The organism is Mycoplana sp. MJR14, assembly GCF_029210525.1.
Classification (GTDB): Bacteria; Pseudomonadota; Alphaproteobacteria; order Rhizobiales; family Rhizobiaceae; genus Mycoplana.
This window is the reverse complement of sequence record NZ_JARGEO010000005.1, coordinates 142,769-162,001: the sequence shown is the minus strand read 5'-3', so window position 1 is coordinate 162,001 and position 19,233 is coordinate 142,769. Positions and strand designations below refer to the sequence as shown.

The window sequence follows — 19,233 nt, the reverse complement described above, 5'->3', positions numbered from 1 at the left end:
GGATTTTGTAGCAGTCATTCGTAGGGCCGTTGATGGCCTCACGGACAATTCCCCGGACATGCGGGTCAAGGTCTACGAGAAGGCGCGCGGAGCAGTCCGCCGGCAGCTCGAGGCGATGAATCCGCGTCCGTCGGACGATCTCGTCCAGCGCCAGCTCGACAAGCTTGAGGCCGCAATTGCCGCGGTCGAAGGCGAACACGCCGAAGCGCTGCCGGCCGAAGAGCCGCCGATCGAAGAACCCATCGAGACCGCGGCCGCGGAGCCGGCCTTCGCGCCCGAGCCCGCGCCGCAGGAGCCGGAACCGCCGGTCGAAGAACCCGCCGTGCAGGCGCACGAGGAGGTCGTCGCGGAGGACCGCTGGGCCACAGAACCGGAGGCCGCAGCCCCCGCCGCCGAAGAGCCCCCGGCGGTCGAGCCCGTCGCTGAGCATCCTGCCGCCGAGGAGCCGGTCGTCGAAGAGCCGGTCGCCGAGGAACCGGTGGCCGCGCAGCCGCAGGGTGATGCCGGTTTCGTCGACGAGACGCCCGAGCCCGCCGCGGCGGAGTTCGACGATCACCGCGAGCCGGCCGAGGCCGTGTCTTCGCCGGTTGATGTGGCCGAGGCCGAAGCCGGACACGGGTGGTCGCCGCAGCAGGTGGAGGGTGAGCCCTCGCCGGTGTTCGCCTCGAGCGACGAGCGCGTCCATCACGAGACTGCGGCAGAGCCGGAGCCGGCCGAGCATCCCCACTATATCGGCCTCGAGCCGGTGGACGATCCCGCCTACGACCACGCAGCCTTCGTCGAGCACGCGGAGGCGCCTGCGCATGCGGACGAAGCCGCGTGGCAGCCGCAGGCGGTCGATGCGCCCGCGCCGGTCGAGGCCACGCTCGGCATGCCGGCCACCTCGCCCGAGTGGGATTGGACGGAGGCGCAGATTCCGGACGAGCAGGATAGCGGCCTGCACCAGTACCCCGCCCTCGACGAGCCGACGCATGCGGAAACGCCCGACGTCTCCGCCGAACTGGCGCCGGAGTGGACGTGGCCGGAGGATGCCCGCTCGCCCGCGCCGGCCGCAGAGCCGAAGCGCGAGCCCGGCAAGGCCACGGACAATGCCTGGGGCGATCTCGAGGACCTGATCGGCTACCAGCCGAAGACGGATGACAGTGCCGGCCCGCAGCCGGCTGACGACCGGGTCGGTACGAGCGAGCCGGCCCCGGCCGCTGCCCGCGCCGGCCAGCGCTCGTTTCGCGCCGAACCGCGCAAGCGTCGCATCAGCGTCGGCAGGATCGCAGCCGTCGTCGCCGCCCTTGCGGTGGTCGGCGGCGCCGGTGCCGCCTACTGGCTGAACAAGGACGCGATCGACGGGATGGTGGCGGACCTGACCGCGCCGGCTCCGGCCGCGCCGGGCGCCGCTCCCGCCGAAGGCAACAGCGATGCGGCGGCGACCAACCCGGACGGCCAGGGGCAGGCGCCGGAAACGCAGGTCGCCTCCGCTGATGCCGGCAGCACCAAGTTCACCCAGCGCCTCCTGCCCGACGGCACCGAGGCCGACGACGGACCTGCGCCCGTTGTGGGCCAGGCCGCCAGAGAGGAAGGCAAGTCGGTCGCCGAGCAGTCGACCGAAGTCGCCTCCACCGATCCGGTCAGCGCGCCGGCAGGTCCGGCCGCCAGCGAGACGGCGACCGACGGGGCCGCAACCGCCGGAACGCCTCCGGCAACCCCCGGCGCGGCAACGCCCGGTACGGGCGCAGTTGCCGGCGCTACGTCGCCTGCCACCACAACGCCGCCCGCGGCGGGCGCTGCCGCGGAGCAGGCGCCGATCGGCGTGACGCAGAAGATGTTCATCTACGAGGAGCGCCTCGGCCAGTCCGCGCCGACGGCGATCGACGGCACCGTCGTCTGGTCGCAGGCGGAGGACAGCCCGGGCGGCGACGCCAAGGCGGAGCCGGTCATCCGCGCCCAGTTGAACGCGCCGTCGAACGGCCTGACCGCCCAGGTGACGATCCGTCGCAATGCCGACCGGTCGCTGCCGGCGAGCCATCTGGTCGAAATCGTCTTCGCCCTGCCGCCGAACTTCGAGGGCGGCAACATCGACAGCGTGCAGCGCGTGGCGATGAAGCGGACGGAGCAGGACCGCGGCGATCCGCTGATCGCCGTCCCGGCGAAGATCACCGAGGACTTCCACATGATCGCGCTGAACGATTTCCCGGACGCGATCACCCGGAACACGGAACTGCTCAAGACGCGCGACTGGATCGACATTCCGATCACCTACCGCAACGGCAGGCGCGCGCTGATCACGCTGGAGAAGGGCGCCTCGGGCGCGGAAGTGTTCAACAACGTGATGAACGCCTGGGCGGCGCTCGGACCGGCTGCCGACAGCCAGTAGCACGTTTTCCGACTGCTACGAGAGAAGGCCCCGCACGATGTGCGGGGCCTTCTTCGTTTGCATCGCGGCTGACGCCGTCCCTTGCGCCAGGCAAAGGCTGCGGATGGTTCGACTGAGGCGGCAAGGGCCGGCCATCGCGGGAACGAAAAGGCCCGCCCGATGCGGAACCGGGCGGGCCGAATTTCATGCGGCGTCGTCGCCGGCCGCGGTCAGGCCTGCTCGATCACCCGGACGGCATTGGCCTGCTCGGCGGCGAGCTTGACCACGGCCTCCTGCACCTTCTCGAAGGCGCGGACCTCGATCTGGCGGACGCGCTCGCGGCTGATGTCGAATTCGGTGGAGAGCTCTTCCAGCGTCACCGGGTCTTCCGCCAGCCGGCGGGCCTCGAAGATGCGCCGTTCGCGGTCGTTCAGGACGCCCATGGCGCGCGAAAGCATGGCGCGGCGGGTTTCCAGTTCGTCCTGTTCGATCAGCGTCTCTTCCTGGCTGTCGCGGTCGTCGACGAGCCAGTCCTGCCACTGGCCGGAATCACCTTCGCTGGCCTTGATCGGCGCGTTCAGCGAGGCGTCGCCGGACAGGCGACGGTTCATCGACACGACTTCCTCTTCGGACACCTGCAGCTTGGTGGCGATCTCGGAGACCTGGTCGGGGCGCAGATCGCCATCCTCGATGGCCTGGATCTTGCCCTTCATGCGGCGCAGGTTGAAGAACAGCCGCTTCTGGTTCGCGGTCGTGCCCATCTTCACCAGCGACCAGGAGCGCAGGATGTACTCCTGGATCGCGGCCTTGATCCACCACATCGCATAGGTCGCCAGGCGGAAGCCGCGCTCGGGGTCGAACTTCTTGACGGCCTGCATCAGGCCGACATTGCCCTCCGAGATGACTTCGCCGATCGGCAGGCCGTAGCCGCGATAGCCCATGGCGATCTTGGCGACGAGGCGCAGGTGGCTCGTCACGAGCTGATGGGCGGCGTTGCGGTCGTCATGTTCCTGGTAGCGCTTGGCGAGCATGTACTCCTGCTGCGGCTCAAGCATGGGAAACTTGCGGATTTCGTCGAGATATCGATTGAGACCGCCTTCACCGGCGGTGATGGACGGCAATGTATTGCGGGCCATAAAGCACCCCTTTCCGATCTTTGATCGGCTCCCTCTGTCGAATTAGCGAAGCATGCTGAAAGGCAAGCCGACATGGCGCGGGCCTTCTCCGACCCCGCACCAACCCAGCTATCAGATAAGTGCGGCGAAAGGGTGATTCAAGGCATCACGAAGCCGTTACAACATTACAAATGCGTAATGATTCCCGACGGCCCGATCAGCGGTAGACGCGCTCGGAAAGGCCGCGCATGCCGGCGTGCACCATCAGTTCGTAGACCATGCGCCGGCCCATCGGATTGTGCAGCCGGACCGTCTTCGAGCCGAGAAACTGCGTATCGACATGCCGGAAGGCGGCAAGGTCCGGCGCCTCGCGGATCGCGCGGTAGTAGACGTCGTGAAACGCGCGGCGGCAGACATAGGTCTTGTACTTCGTCATGCAGAAGGCGGAGAACGTGTCGGCCCGCTCCCGCAGGAAATCCGCCACCCCGACCGTCACCTCCGGCCAGGCCGGATTGAAGGTGTCGTCGAAGGCGATGATGCCGTGCTCGGCGAGCGCATCGGTGGCAAGGGCCGCGTCGGAGACGACATGGCCCAGCATGTGGCCGCCGTCGATGCTGAAGAAGCGAACCCGGCCGAGGCGGTCGGTGATGTCCGACGGCCTGAGGCGAGTGCTGTCGCCCTTGATGACCAGATCCTGGTCCACCGTCAGGCCGAGGCGCTTTCCGTAGTCCAGAAAGCGATGGTACTGGGTCGGCGTGCCATCGGCGGCCTCGCCGAGGTCGAAAAGATCGATGGCGAGGACCTTGCCGGCATCGCCGACGATCTTCTTCATCAGGTAGTAGGAGCGCCCGTAGAAGACGCCGATCTCGGCAACGCCGCCGCCCATGCCGGCCCTGTCCTGCGCCTGCAGCAGGGAAAGATAGACGAGCGCGTCTGGCGGGTCGATATAGCCTTCGACCGTCTGCAGATCATTGAAAATGAATTTGCGGAGAGACGCGTTCATCCTGTGCGTGCACCTGTTTCTCATTCCAGTATTCGGGCCCCGACATTTCATTTGCCGTCGGAATGCCTTCGCGATGATTCTCGATCATCTCCCGGATCGTGTATTTTGCAGCGCAGCAAGATGGATAAATGGAGCGAAAGTTTGTCTCTATTTCCGGTTGCCGGAAGGAGTTGCAATCATGAAAGGCGTGTTTCTTGTAGTTTGTTGATTTGCATGGAGAATATCTGGGAACTTTCTGTGAAGTACTTTTTCATGGAGAGAACGTTACCGTACAGAACAGCCGCCACGCCGAAGTATTTTCGCTCGATTGCTGCGGCGCGGAGTTCCTCCCGACCCGCGAGCGGGGCCGGTAACGGCGGGAAAGACGGCTAACGGCGCAGGGCGTCGACCAGGTCCTGCATGTCCGCCGGCATCGGCGCCTCGAATTCCATGACGTCGCCCGTGCGGGGATGCTCGAAGGCGAGGAGATGCGCATGCAGCGCTTGGCGGTGGAAGGCGTTCACGACCGCACGCGCTGGCTCGGGCAGGAGATTGGCCTTGGTGCGGAAGGCGGCGCCGTATTCAGGGTCGCCGATCAGCGGATGGCCGATATGGGCCATGTGCACGCGGATCTGGTGGGTGCGGCCGGTTTCCAGCTGGCATTCGACGAGGGCGGCGAGGCAGGTCGCGTCCGGCTTCTCGCCGTAGCGCTCGATCACCTCGTAGTGGGTGATCGCCTCGCGGGCGTCGTCGCTCTCCTCGCGCTTCACCGCCCGCTTCGTGCGGTCGCCGGCGCGGCCGAGCGGGGCGTCGATCGTGCCGCGCAGCTGCCGCGGCCGGCCCCAGACGACGGCCTGGTAGGCGCGCTCCAGCGGGCCGTTGCGGCCGTGATCGGCAAACTGGGCGGAAAGGTGCCGATGGGCGGCATCGTTCTTGGCGGCGACCATGACGCCGCTCGTCTCCTTGTCGAGCCGGTGGACGATGCCGGGGCGCTTGACCCCGCCGATGCCCGACAGGCTCGTGCCGCAATGGTGGATCAGCGCGTTGACAAGGGTGCCGGTCCAGTTGCCGGCGCCCGGATGGACGACGAGGCCGGCAGGCTTGAGGAGGACGATCAGGTCTTCGTCCTCGTAGAGCACGTCGAGCGGAATGTCCTCGCCCTGCGGCTCGGGATCCTCCGGCTGCGGCAGCTCGATTGCGATCGCATCGCCGGGATGCACCTTCTTCTTCGGCTCGGTAATCGCCGTGCCGTTGATGCTGACCGCGCCCTGTTCGATCAGCGCCTTGATGCGGCTTCGCGAATGTTCGCCGCCGAGCGCGTCTGCCAGCCAGGCGTCCAGCCGGCCTGTGGCGTCCTCGCCGGCGGTCAGGACTTTCCTTGTGTCGTCTGCTTGTTTAAAGGGGGCGCTCATTCAATGATTGTCCTGATTGTCGGAGACGCTACCGCCCATGTCGAATTTCGATGCAGCTGAACAGGAAGACAAGCCGCTCGACCCTGCAATGGAGAATGTCCGGCGCAAGATGGTCCGCCTGCAGCTCGTCTCCGGTGGCATCATGCTCGTCATGTTCATGGCGGTGCTCGCGGCCATTGTCTATAAGGTGACGCGGACGGAAGGCAAGCCCGAAAGCGCGCTCGCGACCGGCCTTGCCGTCCCGAGCGATGCGCCGCTTTCGGGCGCCGTGACGCTGCCCGACGGCTTCACCGTCGCCTCCGTTTCCCAGTCGGGCGGCCAGATCCTGTTCTACGGCACGCTCGCAGACGGCGCGCGCAAGGCGATCCTGTTCGACATCGCTGCCGGCCGCATCGTGGCCGACATCGACGTCAACGGCCGCTAGCAGCCCGATGGCCGGCGTCCCGATCCGGATCGCCGCGGCCGACGATCCGCGGATCGCGGCATTCCGCGCGATCCGGGAGCGCGACCTGGTGGGCCGGGAAGGTCGCTTCGTCGCCGAGGGAACGGTGGTGCTCAGGATGCTGGCGGCGTCGCATGCAGTGGGCGGGCGCTTCCGGGCGGAGGCGGTGCTGATCCTGGAGAACCGCCTCGCCGGCGTGGCGGAGATCCTCGAACGGCTGCCCGCAAGCGTGCCCGTCCATGTGGCCGACAGGGACGTGTTCAACGCCATCGCCGGCTTCGACATGCATCGCGGCGTCATGGCGATCGGGCGGCGGGAGGCCGTACCCACCGCCCTCGGCCTGATCGCATCGCTGCCGTCCGACAGCCTGGTGCTGGCCGCCTGCGGCATCTCCAACCACGACAACATGGGCTCGCTCTTCCGCAACGCTGCGGCGTTCGGCGTCGATGCCGTGCTGCTCGACGAAACCTGCTGCGACCCGCTCTATCGCAAGGCGATCCGGGTTTCGGTCGGCGCCGTGCTCAGCGTTCCCTTCGCCAGAGGGGGACGCGCGCAGGACCTGCTCGAGGGCCTCGCCGGCGCGGGTTTCGCCATCTGGGCGCTGTCGCCGCGGGGCGAGACGGCAATCGGCGGCATCGTGCCGTCGGCGCGGCTGGCGCTGGTGGCGGGCACGGAAGGCGAGGGGCTGCCGGCGGCGATCCTGTCCCGCTTCCATACGGCCCGGATACCGCAGAAGCCGGGGCTCGACAGCCTCAACGTCGCGACCGCAAGCGGGGTGGCGCTCTACCAGATGGCGCTGGCCAAGGGGCGCATCGGCTGACATTGGCGCGGGGGAATTGCGGCTGCGGCCGGCGCCCGCTCACTCGCGCGGCGGCAGCATGTCCTTGGCGCGCCTTGCGAGGCTGAGGCGGCGGGGATCGGAAGCCGGCGGCGCCTGGTCCAGCAGGCTGCGGAGCGGCGAGGCGGCACCCTCGCGCGCATCGGTCAGAACGATCATCTTGGCGGCGATGTCGGCCATGTCCTCGCGCAGCGCAGCATCCGTTTCCTGTGTCGGGGCGTCCGACAGTCGCTGCGTGATCGCAACACTCCGGTCGCGTACGTCCGCCTCGATCGCGTGGATGTCGACGCCGCCAGCGGGGGCGGCGGCCTCGTGGCCGTTGCCGTGGGCGAGCAGGGGCGCCTCGGGCGGCGTGGCAAGCAGCGGCGTCATCTCGGCCGCCCGCTCGGCATTCACCGGCGTCCGCGACGAGGGCGCGGCGGTCTTCGCCCTCTCGCGCGGCCGGCCGGCGTCGGCGAGGTGACGATCGAGCGGCGTGACCTTGCCGGCGGCCTGGCCCTGTTCGCGCGCCAGCTTCTGTTCCAGCTGGCGGGTGCGGCCTTCCTCGCGCGACAGCTTCTGCGCCGTCTCCTTGAGGTTTGCCTGCGCGGCCCGCAAGCCGGCGAGCAGCTTGTCGCGCTCATGGCGCAGGGCCTGGATGCGGCTGTCGCGGCTCTCGATATCGGTCTCGCGCGCCGCAAGCGATATCATGGTGTCGTTGAGATCGGACTGGATCAAATCGCGATTGGCGTTGAGGATCTCGATTTCCCGCTTCTTGTGCAGGATCTCCCGCTCGGCGGCATCCAGCTTGGCCTTGAGCTGCTGGTACTTCAGGTCGTCGTTGCGCAGGGTCGAGCGCAGTTCGCCGGCGCCGACATCCATTTCCTCGATATGCGCCCTGAGGTCGGCGTTCTCCGCGGCCAGCCGGCTGACGTCCTGCTTGAGCGCCTCGGTCTGGACGGCGAGCCGCGTGCCCTTGTCGCGCTCGCGCACCAGGCTCTGCGACAGGCGGGCGTTCTCGGCGGCAAAGGCGGCACGCGCCATGTCCGTCTGGGCGCGCACTTCCTGCGGGCTCAGGGGCGTGGTCGCCTTCATGCGGTTTTCGGTATAGGCGACGATGCGGCGCTGGATCGCAGGGGCCACGATCAGGCCGACGAGCGTGGCCGCAAGAAAGCCGAGGGCGAAGAGCAGCGCATATTCAATCACGACGACGCCTGTCCCGTTGTTCCGTCATCCCCATCCTGCGCCACTATAGCCGACGAGGCCCCGTTGCACAGGGGCCTCGCGCAATTTCGGCAGTTGCGGCAGGACGGTGTTCGGCCGCCGTTCAGAAGGGGTTCCAGGTGGGATTGCGGGTCAGCTTCAGATAGCCGGCATTGATGCCCAGGCGGGCGCCGACGCCGGTGCGGATCGGCACGATCACCATGTTCTGCTCGGTCAGCACCGTCATGCCGACGCCGGCCACGACATAGGCCGAGCCCGACACGCCGGCAAAGCGGGTGTAGAGGGCGTTCACGTCGGGCAGATTGTAGACGAGCATCATCGTGCGGCTGCCCTGCCCACCCCAGTCGAGACCGAGCGACGGGCCCTGCCAGAAGACGGCATGGCTGCCGGCGTTCTTGGTGTTCATCTCGCCTTCGCCATAGGTCAGGCCGGCGACGAAGGCGCCGGAGCCCTCCTGGCCGAGGATGTAGCCGTTCGGCAGCCCGTAGGACTGGAAGGCCCGCTCCACGACCTTGGCGAGGCCGCCGGTGGTCGAGCCGAAGAAGTTGTGGCCGGCGTCGACGATCTCCTGGGCCGAATAGGTGGAGCTGCCGGCGGGCTGCGCGGCAAAGGAGAACGCGGGGTGGGCGAGGGCGAGGCCGCCGATCGCACCGCGCAGGACCGTCCTCCTGGTCAAATTGGAAACACGCATGTCTCTTCCCTCGTCATGGTTCGGGACGCTGTGATGGATTTCAATTTGACCGGATCGTGTTAACAATCGGTTTACCAAATGTGGTGTCTTTATGGCTGACTTCTAATTGAAACTGCTCCGCGCAACCTCCGCGTGTTAAGTGACAATTGGAAACATGCGCGCCCCGCCGGTCATGAACGGAGACCGGCGGTTGCGGTCTTTGGAGAGCTTTATGACGAAGAATCCGAACCTCACCCTCAGTGGTCCCGACCTGGCGGCGCTTCTCTGCAGCCGGGTCTGCCACGATGTCATCTCCCCGGTCGGCGCGATCAACAACGGCCTGGAGCTGCTGGACGAGGGTGGCGCCGACGAGGACGCGATGGACCTCATCCGCACCAGCGCGCTGAACGCCTCGGTCAGGCTGAAGTTCGCCCGGCTCGCCTTCGGCGCCTCGGGTTCGGTGGGCGCCTCGATCGACACCGGAGAGGCCGAGAAGGCCGCCCGCGATTTCGCCGCGGCCGAGAAGAAGACCGAGGTGACCTGGAGCGGTCCGCGGGCGATCGTCGCCAAGAACCGCGTGAAGCTGCTCTTGAACCTGTTTCTCGTCGCCTATGGCGCGATCCCGCGCGGCGGCTCGATCGATGTCACGCTGGAGCGGCCGGACCTCGATGCCGAGTTCCGGCTGACGGCCAAGGGCCGGATGCTGCGCGTGCCGCCGAAGTTCACCGAGATGCTTTCCGGTCATCTCGAGGAAGCCGTCGACGCGCATTCCATCCAGCCCTACTACACCGTCCTGCTCGCCGAGGAGGCGGGGATGACGCTGGAGGTCGTCCCGTCGGCGGAGGAGATCACCTTCGTCGCCAGGCTCGCCGCCTGAGCGATTCCAGGCACGCGGCGGGCCGAACGGTAACCATTTGTTTGCCAGGCACGGCTACACTTGCTTCATAATCGGCCGTTCGTGCGAGCGGGGAATTGGAGCAGATCATGCGGCGCATCATGATTGCGGATGGCTCGGATGTCGTCCGCAAGGTCGGGAAGAGGATCCTCTCGAACCTCGACTATCTCGTGCTCGAAGCATCGAACTCGCTCGAAGCCCTCGTCCGCTGCGAGGCCGACCTTCCCAATGTCGTGATCGTGGATTCGACGATGGACGGCGCGCTCGAGCTCATCGGCAACATCCGCATGCTGCCGAAGGGCGATACCGTCCGCATCTTCTATTGCGTGGTCGAGGCCGACCTGAAGAAGATGATGATGGGCAAGCGGGCAGGGGCCGACGACTTCCTCTTGAAGCCATTCGACCGCAAGATCCTCACCAGCGTCTTCGCCAACCTGTCGATCGCCGCCTGACCTGCAGGCGCCGCGGGCACCTGAACAACAACTGATCGGCACCTGACGCGGCCAGCGCCCCTCGCTGCCGCGTTTGTCGTCTCGTGCGACCCGCTCCTGGGCGGCGGGGCGCAGCCAGACAAAGAAAAACCCGCCTGAAGGAGGCGGGTTTCATGTTCGGGGCGGTGGAAAGGGAAGGGCTTGTCAGGCGCTTTCGAGATAGTCGCCGTCGGGCTCGCGCAGCACGTAGCCGCGGCCCCAGACCGTCTCGATGTAGTTGGCGCCGCCGGCGGCGTTCGCGAGCTTCTTGCGCAGCTTGCAGATGAAGACGTCGATGATCTTCAGTTCCGGCTCGTCCATGCCGCCATAGAGGTGGTTCAGGAACATTTCCTTCGTCAGCGTCGTGCCCTTGCGCAGCGAGAGCAGCTCGAGCATCTGGTATTCCTTGCCGGTCAGGTGGACCCGCTGGCCGCCGACTTCGACCGTCTTGGCGTCGAGGTTGACGATCAGTTCGCCGGTGGAGATGACCGACTGGGCGTGACCCTTGGAGCGACGGACGATGGCGTGGATGCGGGCGACCAGCTCGTCCTTGTGGAACGGCTTGGTCATGTAGTCGTCGGCGCCGAAGCCGAGGCCGCGCACCTTGTCCTCGATGCCGGCCATGCCGGAGAGGATCAGGATCGGCGTCTTCACCTTGGCCAGGCGCAGCGTGCGAAGAACTTCATAGCCGGACATGTCCGGCAGGTTCAGGTCGAGAAGGATGATGTCGTAGTCGTAGAGCTTGCCGAGATCGACACCTTCTTCGCCCAGATCGGTCGTATAGACATTGAAACTTTCCGATTTGAGCATCAGCTCGATGCTCTGCGCCGTGGCGCTGTCGTCTTCAATGAGTAGTACGCGCATTTATGTCCCCTTTTCCGCCGCTCAAAGGTGTCCTGGCCCCTCTACGCGATACGGATCCAGTCGTTGCCTGATTTGAGGCTGCCACCGAATGGTTAACAAATTCTGATTCACTCTGGCAAGATGGATCGAAGTTGTTAAATAATTTTAGCAGCACCCTGAATTCATATCGAAATTCCAAAACGCACTCCTCACGCTCATTGTGAAGAAACTGCGCTAACCGACTCTTTCGACTCGTGATTACAAGGCCTACGGCATTTTGGGTTTTGCATTTACCGACCCTTAAATCATGACGCCTATGATTAACGATGCCCGTAAACGAAAGGTTACCAGCGGTAGGGTTTCGTTAATATCGCAGGAATTTTTTTGTAGGGACCGGTTCGATCGGCCGGTCGGGGGCGAAAATGCGGCCTGCTTCGCGCATGGGTATCACGCGAAGCATGCCTTCAGCTTGTGTGGTCGGGCATTGCGCAATCGCGCGTGCTGCCCGCCAGATGCCGGGGTCTCGCTATCCACGGGAGTATTGCGTATGAAGTCACGTGAGAGCCTTGTTCGCCTGAAGGAATTTCAGGTGAAAGAAAAGCGGCGACAGCTCAACCAGTTGCAGATGATGATGTCCGAGTTCGAACGGATGTCGAAGGAACTGGAAAGCCAGATCGCCATCGAAGAAAAGAAGTCGGGGATCTCCGACCCCAATCACTTTGCCTATCCGACCTTTGCGAAGGCGGCGCGGCAGCGGGCCGACAACCTGATCGTCTCCATTCGCGAGCTGAAGGTGCAGCAGGACGCAGCCGAGCTGTCGCTCGAGGAGGCCGAGGCCGAATTCGCCAAGGCTGCCGCCCTGGAGGAACGCGACAACGCGGTGCGCATCCGCGCCTGACCGTCGCGGCTGCAAACCGACCGATACGCCAGCGCGCCCCGCGGCGCTGCTTGCAGGACGAGCCCTCATGACCGCAACTCTTCGCCGGTCATGAGGGCTCTTCTTTTGCCTGTCCGCCGGCACCCCTGCGTCAGAGGTTGACGACGTCGTTCCAGTCCGGGTGTCGTGTCGCCTGGGCCTTGAAGAAGGGGCAGAGCGGAATGATCTTCCAGCCGCCGGCACGCGCCTGTTCCACGGCGTGGGCGGAAAGGGCCTGGCCTACCCCGCGTCCCCGCAACGCGTCGGGAACCCCGGTGTGATCGACGATGACGAGATGCGGCGAGGCGCGGGAATAGGTCATCTCCGCCTCGTGGCCGTCGACGGTGACCGAGTAGCGCCCGTGCGCGCCGTTCTCTTCGTCCAGAATGTCCATGTCTGCCATTGTCCTTCCTTCCGTGCCGTGCCTGCGATCCGGCCGGCCCGAAGAAGAAGTAGGGCCGGTGCGGCGGCGCTCAAAGCGTCTTTTCGAAAATTCTGTTCGAAGGTCTGCCATTGTCGGCGGCTGCCGCCGGCGGAGGCTGCCAGCCGGCACGCGCGATGCTATGGATGCCTGAACCGAAACGAGGCAACGCATGGCTGCACTGGTCGTTCCCGCACTCCTCATCCTCTCCGCCGTGTCGCTCGGGTTCGGGATGGTCCTGCCGCTCGTCCTGTTCGAGAAGCTCTATTTCTTCACCGAGGCGCCCTCGCTGCTCGGCATCATCGCTTCGCTCTGGCTGCAGGAAAACTGGGCGCTTGCCGTGCTCGTCGGCCTCTTGTCGGTGATCTTTCCGGTGGTCAAGCTCATCGGCGTCGCCTTCGAGGCGACGACGCCCGCGGAGAATGCCGGGCGCCAGGCGCTGCTCATGCGCCTCTTGCCGCTGATCTCGCGCTGGTCGATGATGGATGTGGTGCTGGTGGCGCTGGTGATCTTCGCCGCCAAGACCAGCGGCATGGCGGCCGCCTTCACGCAGCCGGGGCTCTGGTTCTATGCGGGCTCGGCGGTGATGACGGGGATCCTGCAAATGCGGCTGCGGCCGCATTGAGTGCGGCCGCGGGGAAATTCGATTGCCGGTGAGGGCTGAGGCTCAGTGGCGGTATTGCTGGATGCGCGTGGTCCGCAGGCCGGCCAGGCCGTGGTCGTTGATCGAAGACTGCCAGGACAGGAATTCCTCGACCGTCAGCGTATAGCGCTCGCAGGCTTCCTCGAGGCTGAGCAGGCCCCCGCGGACAGCGGCGACGACTTCAGCCTTCCGGCGGATCACCCAGCGCCGCGTGTTCGCGGGCGGCAGGTCGGCGATCGTCAGCGGGCTGCCATCGGGGCCGATGACATACTTCACGCGGGGTCGTATCAATTCGGTCATAGGACTCTCTACTACACACAAGACCATATGGGCCGACTGTAGTTCGCCACATTTAAAATTTGCCTAAGCACATTGTAACAATTTGCTAAGAACTCGACCGATCAGCGTGAAGACGCTGCTTCGCCGGCAGGCCCGGACGGCGGGCGCAAATGCGGCAGCCGGCCGCGGAATGCAGTGCAGCCATGAGAATTGACTATTTTCAATTTCGTGCTGCTTCTGGTAGACCCCGCGCAAGTCAGGGGTAGTATCCGTCCGATCCAACCGCAAAGCCCTTGCGACTATATGCATGCGTCGTGTCGATCCGTGTCCCCGTCTTCGGGAATGCACAGTCTCCCATGCATATGACGATACCGCACACGCCCCGGCGCAGGCCGGGCAGCGGTCAAGTCGGCTTTGTGACCGCGACGGCAAGTGGAAGCACGAGATGAGACAGCCTGACGAGGTAACGACATTTGCGCATTGGGCGCCGGCCTTCCTGGGCGATGCGCAGTTGGAGAACGTCAGGACCGAATACGAGGTCCTGCAGCTCCTGCGCCGCTGCACCGGCCATTTCGGCTTCAGTCATTTCCTTCTCACCCGCCTGCCGGACGGCGACCGCAGGCGGTTTTCCGAGCGGCTGGTGATCAGCAACTGGCCGGCCGAACTGGTGCGCGGCTATGACGAGCTCGGCCTCTATCACACGAGCCGGCTGGTGGCCGAGGTGGCGCAGACCAACCGCCCCGTGATCGGCGACCGCGCGCTGCTGGCGCCGAAGGAGCCGGGTCCGGCGAACGAAGCCGCCGTTGCCATCGCCGACCGCCACGGGCTTGCCGTGTCCCTGGCGTTCCTGCTGCATGCCACCGCCGGCGAGCCCTTCGCCATGGTGTTTTCGGGCAAGGAGCCGCTGCGCCGGCCGGATGACCTGCCGCAGCTCTATTTCGCCGCCGTGCAGCTTTTTGCCTGCCTGGAGCAGACTTTCGTCCGCCATCCGGTCGTGAAAGACAGGCTGTCGGGCCGCGAGATCGAATGCCTGCGCTGGGCGGCCGCCGGCAAGAGCAGCGACGAGATCGCCATCATCCTTGGCATCTCCGCCTACACCGTCTCGAGCTACTTCAAGTCGGCGGCAAAGAAGCTGGGGGCGGTCAACCGGATGCAGGCGATCGCCTCGGCGATGCGGATGAAGCTGATCTGAGGCGACGCCGCAAGAGCCGCCGCAGCCCAGCCAGCCGCCCGCCCCGCATCATTTGGCCGCGGGCAGCCGGGCCGCCCGAATCAAGCCTTCTCTTGCCCCCGGCGGCGCAAGTTTCTATATGTCGCGGCAAGTGCCCGCAGGCGGGCAGGGAAGGCCGCAAGCGATCGCCCTATCCAGGCGTCCCGGCATGACCCCCTTGGACAACCCCGGATGGACCGCGTGAACAGTCTCGATTTCGACAGGAAGCCAGAAGATACGCGCGTCGTCGTCGCGATGTCGGGCGGGGTGGATTCGTCCGTCGTCGCCGGCCTCCTGAAGCGCGAGGGCTACGACGTTCTCGGCATCACGTTGCAGCTCTACGACCATGGCGCGGCCGTCCACCGGGCCGGCTCCTGCTGTGCCGGCCAGGATATCGAGGACGCCCGCCGCGTCTGCGAGACGCTCGGCATTCCCCATTACGTGCTCGACTACGAGAAGCGGTTCCGCGAGACGGTGATCAACCCGTTCGCCGAGAGCTACATCGCCGGCGAGACGCCGATCCCCTGCGTCGCCTGCAACCAGACGGTCAAGTTCGCCGATCTGCTGGCGACCGCCCGCGAGCTCGGCGCGGATGCGCTGGCGACCGGCCACTACATCCGCTCGCGGCCCAATCCGACGCCGTCCGATCCGGCGCGCCGGGCGCTCTACCGCCCGGTCGACGCCGAGCGCGACCAGAGCTATTTCCTCTTCGCCACCACCCAGGAGCAGATCGACTACCTGCGCTTCCCGCTCGGGCACCTGTCCAAGGCCGAGACGCGGGCGCTCGCCGAGGAGATGGGGCTCGTGGTCGCCAAGAAGGCCGACAGCCAGGACATCTGCTTCGTGCCCCAGGGGAAATATTCCGACATCGTCGCCAAGCTGAAGCCGAATGCGGCGCTGTCCGGCGATATCGTCCATATCGACGGCCGCGTGCTCGGTCGCCACGAGGGCATCCTGCACTATACGATCGGCCAGCGGCGCGGCATCGGCATTGCCACCGGCGAGCCGCTCTACGTCGTCTATCTCGACGCGCGCTCGCGCCGGGTGATCGTCGGCCCGAAGGAGGCGCTGGAGACGAAGCGGCTCTACCTGCGCGACGTCAACTGGCTCGGCGACGGCGAACTTGCGGCGGTCGCTGCGGGCGGCTTTGCCTGCTTTGCCAAGGTGCGCTCGACCCGTCCGCCACGCCCGGCGATGCTCCGCCAGGACGAAGGCGGGCTCTACGTCGAGCTGGCAGAGGGCGAGGCCGGCGTCGCCCCCGGCCAGGCCTGCGCGCTCTATTCGGGCGAGGGTGAGGACGCGCGCGTCTACGGCGGCGGCTTCATCGCCCGCTCCGAGCGCGAATCCGCTGCGGAAGCGGCGCTGCAGCGCATCCTGTCGACGCCGGTCGCAGCCTGAAACAGCCCAATTCACAAGCCGTTGCACAGACGCGCACTTTTGCCGGAAACGGCGCTTGACACCTTGGGGACGGGCACCCTATAAGCCGCCCGTCCCGAACGGAAAACGCAAGCGCCGTTTCCGTTTCGCCCGGCGGCGGAGTAGCTCAGTAGGTTAGAGCAGAGGAATCATAATCCTTGTGTCGGGGGTTCGAATCCCTCCTCCGCTACCATTCTCGCCCTGTCCGACCCGGAGACATAGGTAGCAGAGCGTACCTGTCTAACCGGGCGCGAAATTCCGGCAAACCAGCTTGGAAGCCCTGAGAGGCGCGCCAATGGCCGCCCATGATCCCGACGACGGCGCCTGACCGCCCACCTCGGAACTCGCCGTGCGCCGATACCTGCGTCCAATTTGGGGCACGGCGCAACGCGCCCGCGAGCGCGGGGTGGGAAGTGTGGAACAAGGTCGGCATCGGTCGGCCGTAGCGGTTGTCGCCGCGCCGCCAGGCGGCGCAGACGGCATTGAGAAAGCGCATGCCCACGCCATACGCGAAGTCCCCGTCTTGTAGCAGCCGCCGGTAGTTGGTACGCTCTGCCTCTAAACACTTACGGTAGTGAAAATGACACTAGGTCGGCTGTGGGCAGGGCGTGCTTTTGGCACCAATACCGGTAACCTCTTTGTTCAACTTGAGGGTGACGACAATCATCTTGCGGGAACACTTCGACTAAACGACCAAGATGTCGGCCTTACCGTCTACCGTGTGACAGGCACCTTTGACGGCCAGGAACTTCTGTTGAATGGACTCCCCGAAACCAAACGAGAGGGGGTTTCCTTCGGAGTCCTTGCTGCTAAAGCGGTCTTGGACGCCAAGGGATCAATGTCTGGGCAATGGTCGACCGACATCGGCGCAGCTGGGACGTTTGTTCTGCATCCGCACGATCAAGCGGATCAGTCGGCTGAGGCCAATCCCGGCGCTGTTCCAGATCAACTGTATACGGCGCGTGCTAGTTTTGGCGCCGTTCAAGTCGACCGTGCTGATTTGACTGCTCTTGCCGATGATTTGCAACGTGAGTTCAGCAGTGCCGTTGTTGTTGTGACGATCCTCACCGATTCTGAAGTGTCGCGCTTCTTGCCCGACTTCAAGAAAATGGCTTTCAAAACCGATACGGCGATCTTGATGAAACTATACGTCCAACAGCCCGAACCATCGGGATTGAACAGGATTGCACAGATTGAGTTTGGACCTCAGGCGAATAGTGCATTCACGCAAGGTGGGGACGAGGCGTGGGTCCTAGGAATGAGAGAAAAAATTAGGAGCGCTGTCAGACCGCTTGAAAGAACATATGCGACAAACTTCAAAAATTTCGGTGTTGGCGGACTAAATCAGTTGTTTATTCTCGGTGCAGTCGTGACACTGCCGAGCCTATCCAATTTGTCCGACCGCGCAATCTTCATGGTGGGAGTTCTTGTCATTGTCTGGGCTTTGAATTGGGTTCACATGCACTACCTGCCGCTTTCCGCTCTCTACCTTGGTAAAAAACAATCAGGGTTCTTCGGGCGCATTTTCCCCTCGGCGATCTCGTGGTTGACGGCGGTGAGTGCCGGCGTGGCCACCACACTATTGGCCGCATACTTGCAAGGTTGGGCGGGGCTCTGACCAGGGTGTCGCGCCTGTTCCAGTTCCAACCTAAATTTGGAAATCCCGGCGGCAGCAGCCTCCGCGGCTCCATCGCGACAGAGAGAGCCCGACAGTCTTTTCCCGGTTTCTCAGTACTTTGAAGACGCTTCAAACGCCTTTCGGGAATTCTTGCTGATAGAATTGAAACCGCGGCGAAATTTGCCCCGTCGGCGACCTGGCGGGCCGTATTTGCGGCCTCCAGCTGTCAAATTCCACCGCGGGCGTTGTTCGCACCGCACCGCGCAGTCGCTTGATTTTCAGTTGTTTATCGCCAACTCCCAGACAATCCCGGATATTCCCGGTTTTCCGGAACCATCTGTCAAACCAGCTCCCGCCCGCTGCAGGCGACCTATGGCACATGCTGCATGATGATTTGCGTGTGCAGCATCGGCGCTTCGGTGCCGAAGTAGCTCTCCAGCAGCGGCAGGAAATCGTCCGACAGGTAGAAATCCGTCAGCGCGCGGTCCGCCAGAAGGCGGAAGTCGGCGTCGTCGCGGCGCAGGGCGATGGCATAGGGTTCATGCGTGAACATGCGATCGCCGACCTCGAGCGCGGACGGGTCGCGCGCCCGCTTGGCCAGGCTGATGAGCAGCACCTGATCGGCGATGTAGGCATCGATCTTGCGGTCCTCCAGCGCCTTGAGGCCGTCCTCGTGCGTGGCGAAATCGGCAAGCCGCGTCTTCGATTCCTGGATTGCAAGCGCCTCGCGAAGCGCCGCTGCGGTGGTCGTGTTCGCGCGCATGCCGATGACGTTCGTCGCCACGCGCTCGCTGACGGCGTGAACGGCGGGGCCGTCGAGAAAGAGCGTCTGCAGGTAGTCGGGCGAATCCTTGCGCAAGAGCGCGCTCGCCCCGGTGAGGAAGATCGGCTGGGAGAAATCGACGGTCTCCCGCCTGTTCAAGTTGACGGTGATGGACCCGCAAAGCAAGTCGATCTCTTCATTCCTGACGGCGTCGAAGCCGTTGGCGAGCGTCATCTCGACATAGTCGCGTCTCAGCTGCGGAAACTGATGCTCGATCTCGTCGGCGATCCTGCCGCAGAGGTCGATGGCATATCCCACCGGTTCGGCTCCCGGCCGGCCGGAGGAAAAGGGCGCCTGGTCGGCGATGTAGCCGATGCGCACGGCTCCGCGCGCGGCAATCGTGTCGAGCGTTGCGGCGGCGGCCGCGAAAGGCGACAGGCAAAGGGCGAGGCCGACCAGCAGAAGCCGTGTCATGCGCTTGACCATACGGCGGGGCATCTGCATGATCCCAATCTCCGCAAGAACGGTGTCGATCTCAAAAGCCTGCGCGCAGCTTATGGGCTGCCCCCCATATGTCAACCGAGGACGCCTGGCCCCGCTCGGCGGCATCGTGTCGATGGCAAGGCCGGTCGCCGTGACCGCGACTGGCGCGCACAGCGGACGCGCGACAGCCTCCTTCTCCTGCGGCCGCCGGCGAGAGCCACGTGACGGCCGCAGGGCCGTCGACGGCACCCACCTTGGCGTGATATG

19 protein-coding genes and 1 tRNA gene are annotated in these 19,233 nt (G+C 65.1%); 11 read left to right on the top strand and 9 right to left on the bottom strand.

The features are described from left to right. The first annotated feature begins 58 nt into the window (after positions 1-58). Positions 59-2,368 (top strand): hypothetical protein, encoded by a 2,310-nt coding sequence (locus P0086_RS14090; RefSeq protein ID WP_275786550.1) that lies wholly within the window; start codon positions 59-61, stop codon positions 2,366-2,368. Positions 2,369-2,577: 209 nt separating this feature from the next. Here P0086_RS14090 and rpoH read toward each other — a convergent pair whose 3' ends face one another. The 3 genes from rpoH to P0086_RS14075 all read right to left on the bottom strand — a co-directional run bounded on the left by rpoH (position 2,578) and on the right by P0086_RS14075 (position 5,856). Then, positions 2,578-3,483 (bottom strand): RNA polymerase sigma factor RpoH, encoded by a 906-nt coding sequence (gene rpoH / locus P0086_RS14085; RefSeq protein ID WP_112593805.1) that lies wholly within the window; start codon positions 3,481-3,483, stop codon positions 2,578-2,580. A gap of 196 nt (positions 3,484-3,679) precedes the next feature. Next, positions 3,680-4,465, bottom strand: a complete 786-nt coding sequence (locus tag P0086_RS14080) for a class I SAM-dependent methyltransferase (RefSeq protein ID WP_275786547.1) — start codon at positions 4,463-4,465, stop codon at positions 3,680-3,682. Between the two features lie 368 nt (positions 4,466-4,833). Beyond that, positions 4,834-5,856, bottom strand: a complete 1,023-nt coding sequence (locus P0086_RS14075) for an RluA family pseudouridine synthase (protein WP_148651923.1) — start codon at positions 5,854-5,856, stop codon at positions 4,834-4,836. A gap of 37 nt (positions 5,857-5,893) precedes the next feature. On the opposite strand from P0086_RS14075, the gene P0086_RS14070 reads away from it, so the two are divergent. Further along, positions 5,894-6,280, top strand: a complete 387-nt coding sequence (locus P0086_RS14070) for a hypothetical protein (protein ID WP_112593807.1) — start codon at positions 5,894-5,896, stop codon at positions 6,278-6,280. 7 nt (positions 6,281-6,287) lie between these two features. Further along, complete coding sequence (locus P0086_RS14065; protein ID WP_275786542.1) at positions 6,288-7,118, top strand: RNA methyltransferase; 831 nt, start codon at positions 6,288-6,290, stop codon at positions 7,116-7,118. A 39-nt stretch (positions 7,119-7,157) separates the two neighbouring features. On the opposite strand, the gene P0086_RS14060 is transcribed toward P0086_RS14065, so the two are convergent. Continuing rightward, entirely contained in the window at positions 7,158-8,321 is a 1,164-nt protein-coding gene (locus P0086_RS14060; RefSeq protein ID WP_275786539.1) for a hypothetical protein, read from the bottom strand. Positions 8,322-8,442: 121 nt separating this feature from the next. Next, positions 8,443-9,030, bottom strand: a complete 588-nt coding sequence (locus P0086_RS14055; RefSeq protein ID WP_112593810.1) for an EipA family protein — start codon at positions 9,028-9,030, stop codon at positions 8,443-8,445. A 211-nt stretch (positions 9,031-9,241) separates the two neighbouring features. On the opposite strand from P0086_RS14055, the gene P0086_RS14050 reads away from it, so the two are divergent. Next, positions 9,242-9,886, top strand: a complete 645-nt coding sequence (locus P0086_RS14050) for a histidine phosphotransferase family protein (RefSeq protein ID WP_275786536.1) — start codon at positions 9,242-9,244, stop codon at positions 9,884-9,886. Positions 9,887-9,993: 107 nt separating this feature from the next. Further along, positions 9,994-10,356 (top strand): response regulator, encoded by a 363-nt coding sequence (locus P0086_RS14045; RefSeq protein ID WP_112606751.1) that lies wholly within the window; start codon positions 9,994-9,996, stop codon positions 10,354-10,356. Between the two features lie 183 nt (positions 10,357-10,539). On the opposite strand, the gene ctrA is transcribed toward P0086_RS14045, so the two are convergent. Next, entirely contained in the window at positions 10,540-11,238 is a 699-nt protein-coding gene (gene ctrA / locus P0086_RS14040; RefSeq protein WP_097137390.1) for a cell cycle two-component system response regulator CtrA, read from the bottom strand. A gap of 526 nt (positions 11,239-11,764) precedes the next feature. On the opposite strand from ctrA, the gene P0086_RS14035 reads away from it, so the two are divergent. Beyond that, positions 11,765-12,115: a flagellar export protein FliJ gene (locus P0086_RS14035; protein ID WP_112593813.1), complete on the top strand. Its 351-nt coding sequence runs from the start codon at positions 11,765-11,767 to the stop codon at positions 12,113-12,115. Positions 12,116-12,245: 130 nt separating this feature from the next. Here P0086_RS14035 and P0086_RS14030 read toward each other — a convergent pair whose 3' ends face one another. Then, positions 12,246-12,527 (bottom strand): GNAT family N-acetyltransferase, encoded by a 282-nt coding sequence (locus P0086_RS14030; protein ID WP_148149704.1) that lies wholly within the window; start codon positions 12,525-12,527, stop codon positions 12,246-12,248. 199 nt (positions 12,528-12,726) lie between these two features. Between P0086_RS14030 and P0086_RS14025 the strand changes: the two genes are divergently transcribed. Next, positions 12,727-13,179 carry a paraquat-inducible protein A gene (locus P0086_RS14025; RefSeq protein ID WP_275786529.1) on the top strand — a complete coding sequence of 151 codons (453 nt, stop codon included), beginning with the start codon at positions 12,727-12,729 and terminating at the stop codon, positions 13,177-13,179. Between the two features lie 42 nt (positions 13,180-13,221). On the opposite strand, the gene P0086_RS14020 is transcribed toward P0086_RS14025, so the two are convergent. Next, positions 13,222-13,497, bottom strand: coding sequence for a DUF1153 domain-containing protein (locus tag P0086_RS14020; RefSeq protein WP_007769470.1), 276 nt, complete (start codon positions 13,495-13,497; stop codon positions 13,222-13,224). A 424-nt stretch (positions 13,498-13,921) separates the two neighbouring features. Between P0086_RS14020 and P0086_RS14015 the strand changes: the two genes are divergently transcribed. The 4 genes from P0086_RS14015 to P0086_RS14000 all read left to right on the top strand — a co-directional run bounded on the left by P0086_RS14015 (position 13,922) and on the right by P0086_RS14000 (position 17,720). Beyond that, the gene (locus tag P0086_RS14015) at positions 13,922-14,668 is read left to right on the top strand and encodes a LuxR family transcriptional regulator (protein ID WP_275786509.1); all 747 of its coding nucleotides are present in this window, start codon (positions 13,922-13,924) and stop codon (positions 14,666-14,668) included. Between the two features lie 210 nt (positions 14,669-14,878). Further along, positions 14,879-16,084: a tRNA 2-thiouridine(34) synthase MnmA gene (gene mnmA, locus P0086_RS14010; protein ID WP_162714610.1), complete on the top strand. Its 1,206-nt coding sequence runs from the start codon at positions 14,879-14,881 to the stop codon at positions 16,082-16,084. Between the two features lie 134 nt (positions 16,085-16,218). Beyond that, a tRNA-Met gene (locus tag P0086_RS14005) sits at positions 16,219-16,295 on the top strand. Positions 16,296-16,682: 387 nt separating this feature from the next. Next, positions 16,683-17,720 carry a hypothetical protein gene (locus P0086_RS14000; RefSeq protein ID WP_275786505.1) on the top strand — a complete coding sequence of 346 codons (1,038 nt, stop codon included), beginning with the start codon at positions 16,683-16,685 and terminating at the stop codon, positions 17,718-17,720. Positions 17,721-18,090: 370 nt separating this feature from the next. Here the strand turns inward: P0086_RS14000 and P0086_RS13995 are convergent, their stop codons facing one another. Continuing rightward, entirely contained in the window at positions 18,091-18,981 is an 891-nt protein-coding gene (locus P0086_RS13995; protein WP_275786988.1) for an amino acid ABC transporter substrate-binding protein, read from the bottom strand. Positions 18,982-19,233 lie beyond the last annotated feature (252 nt).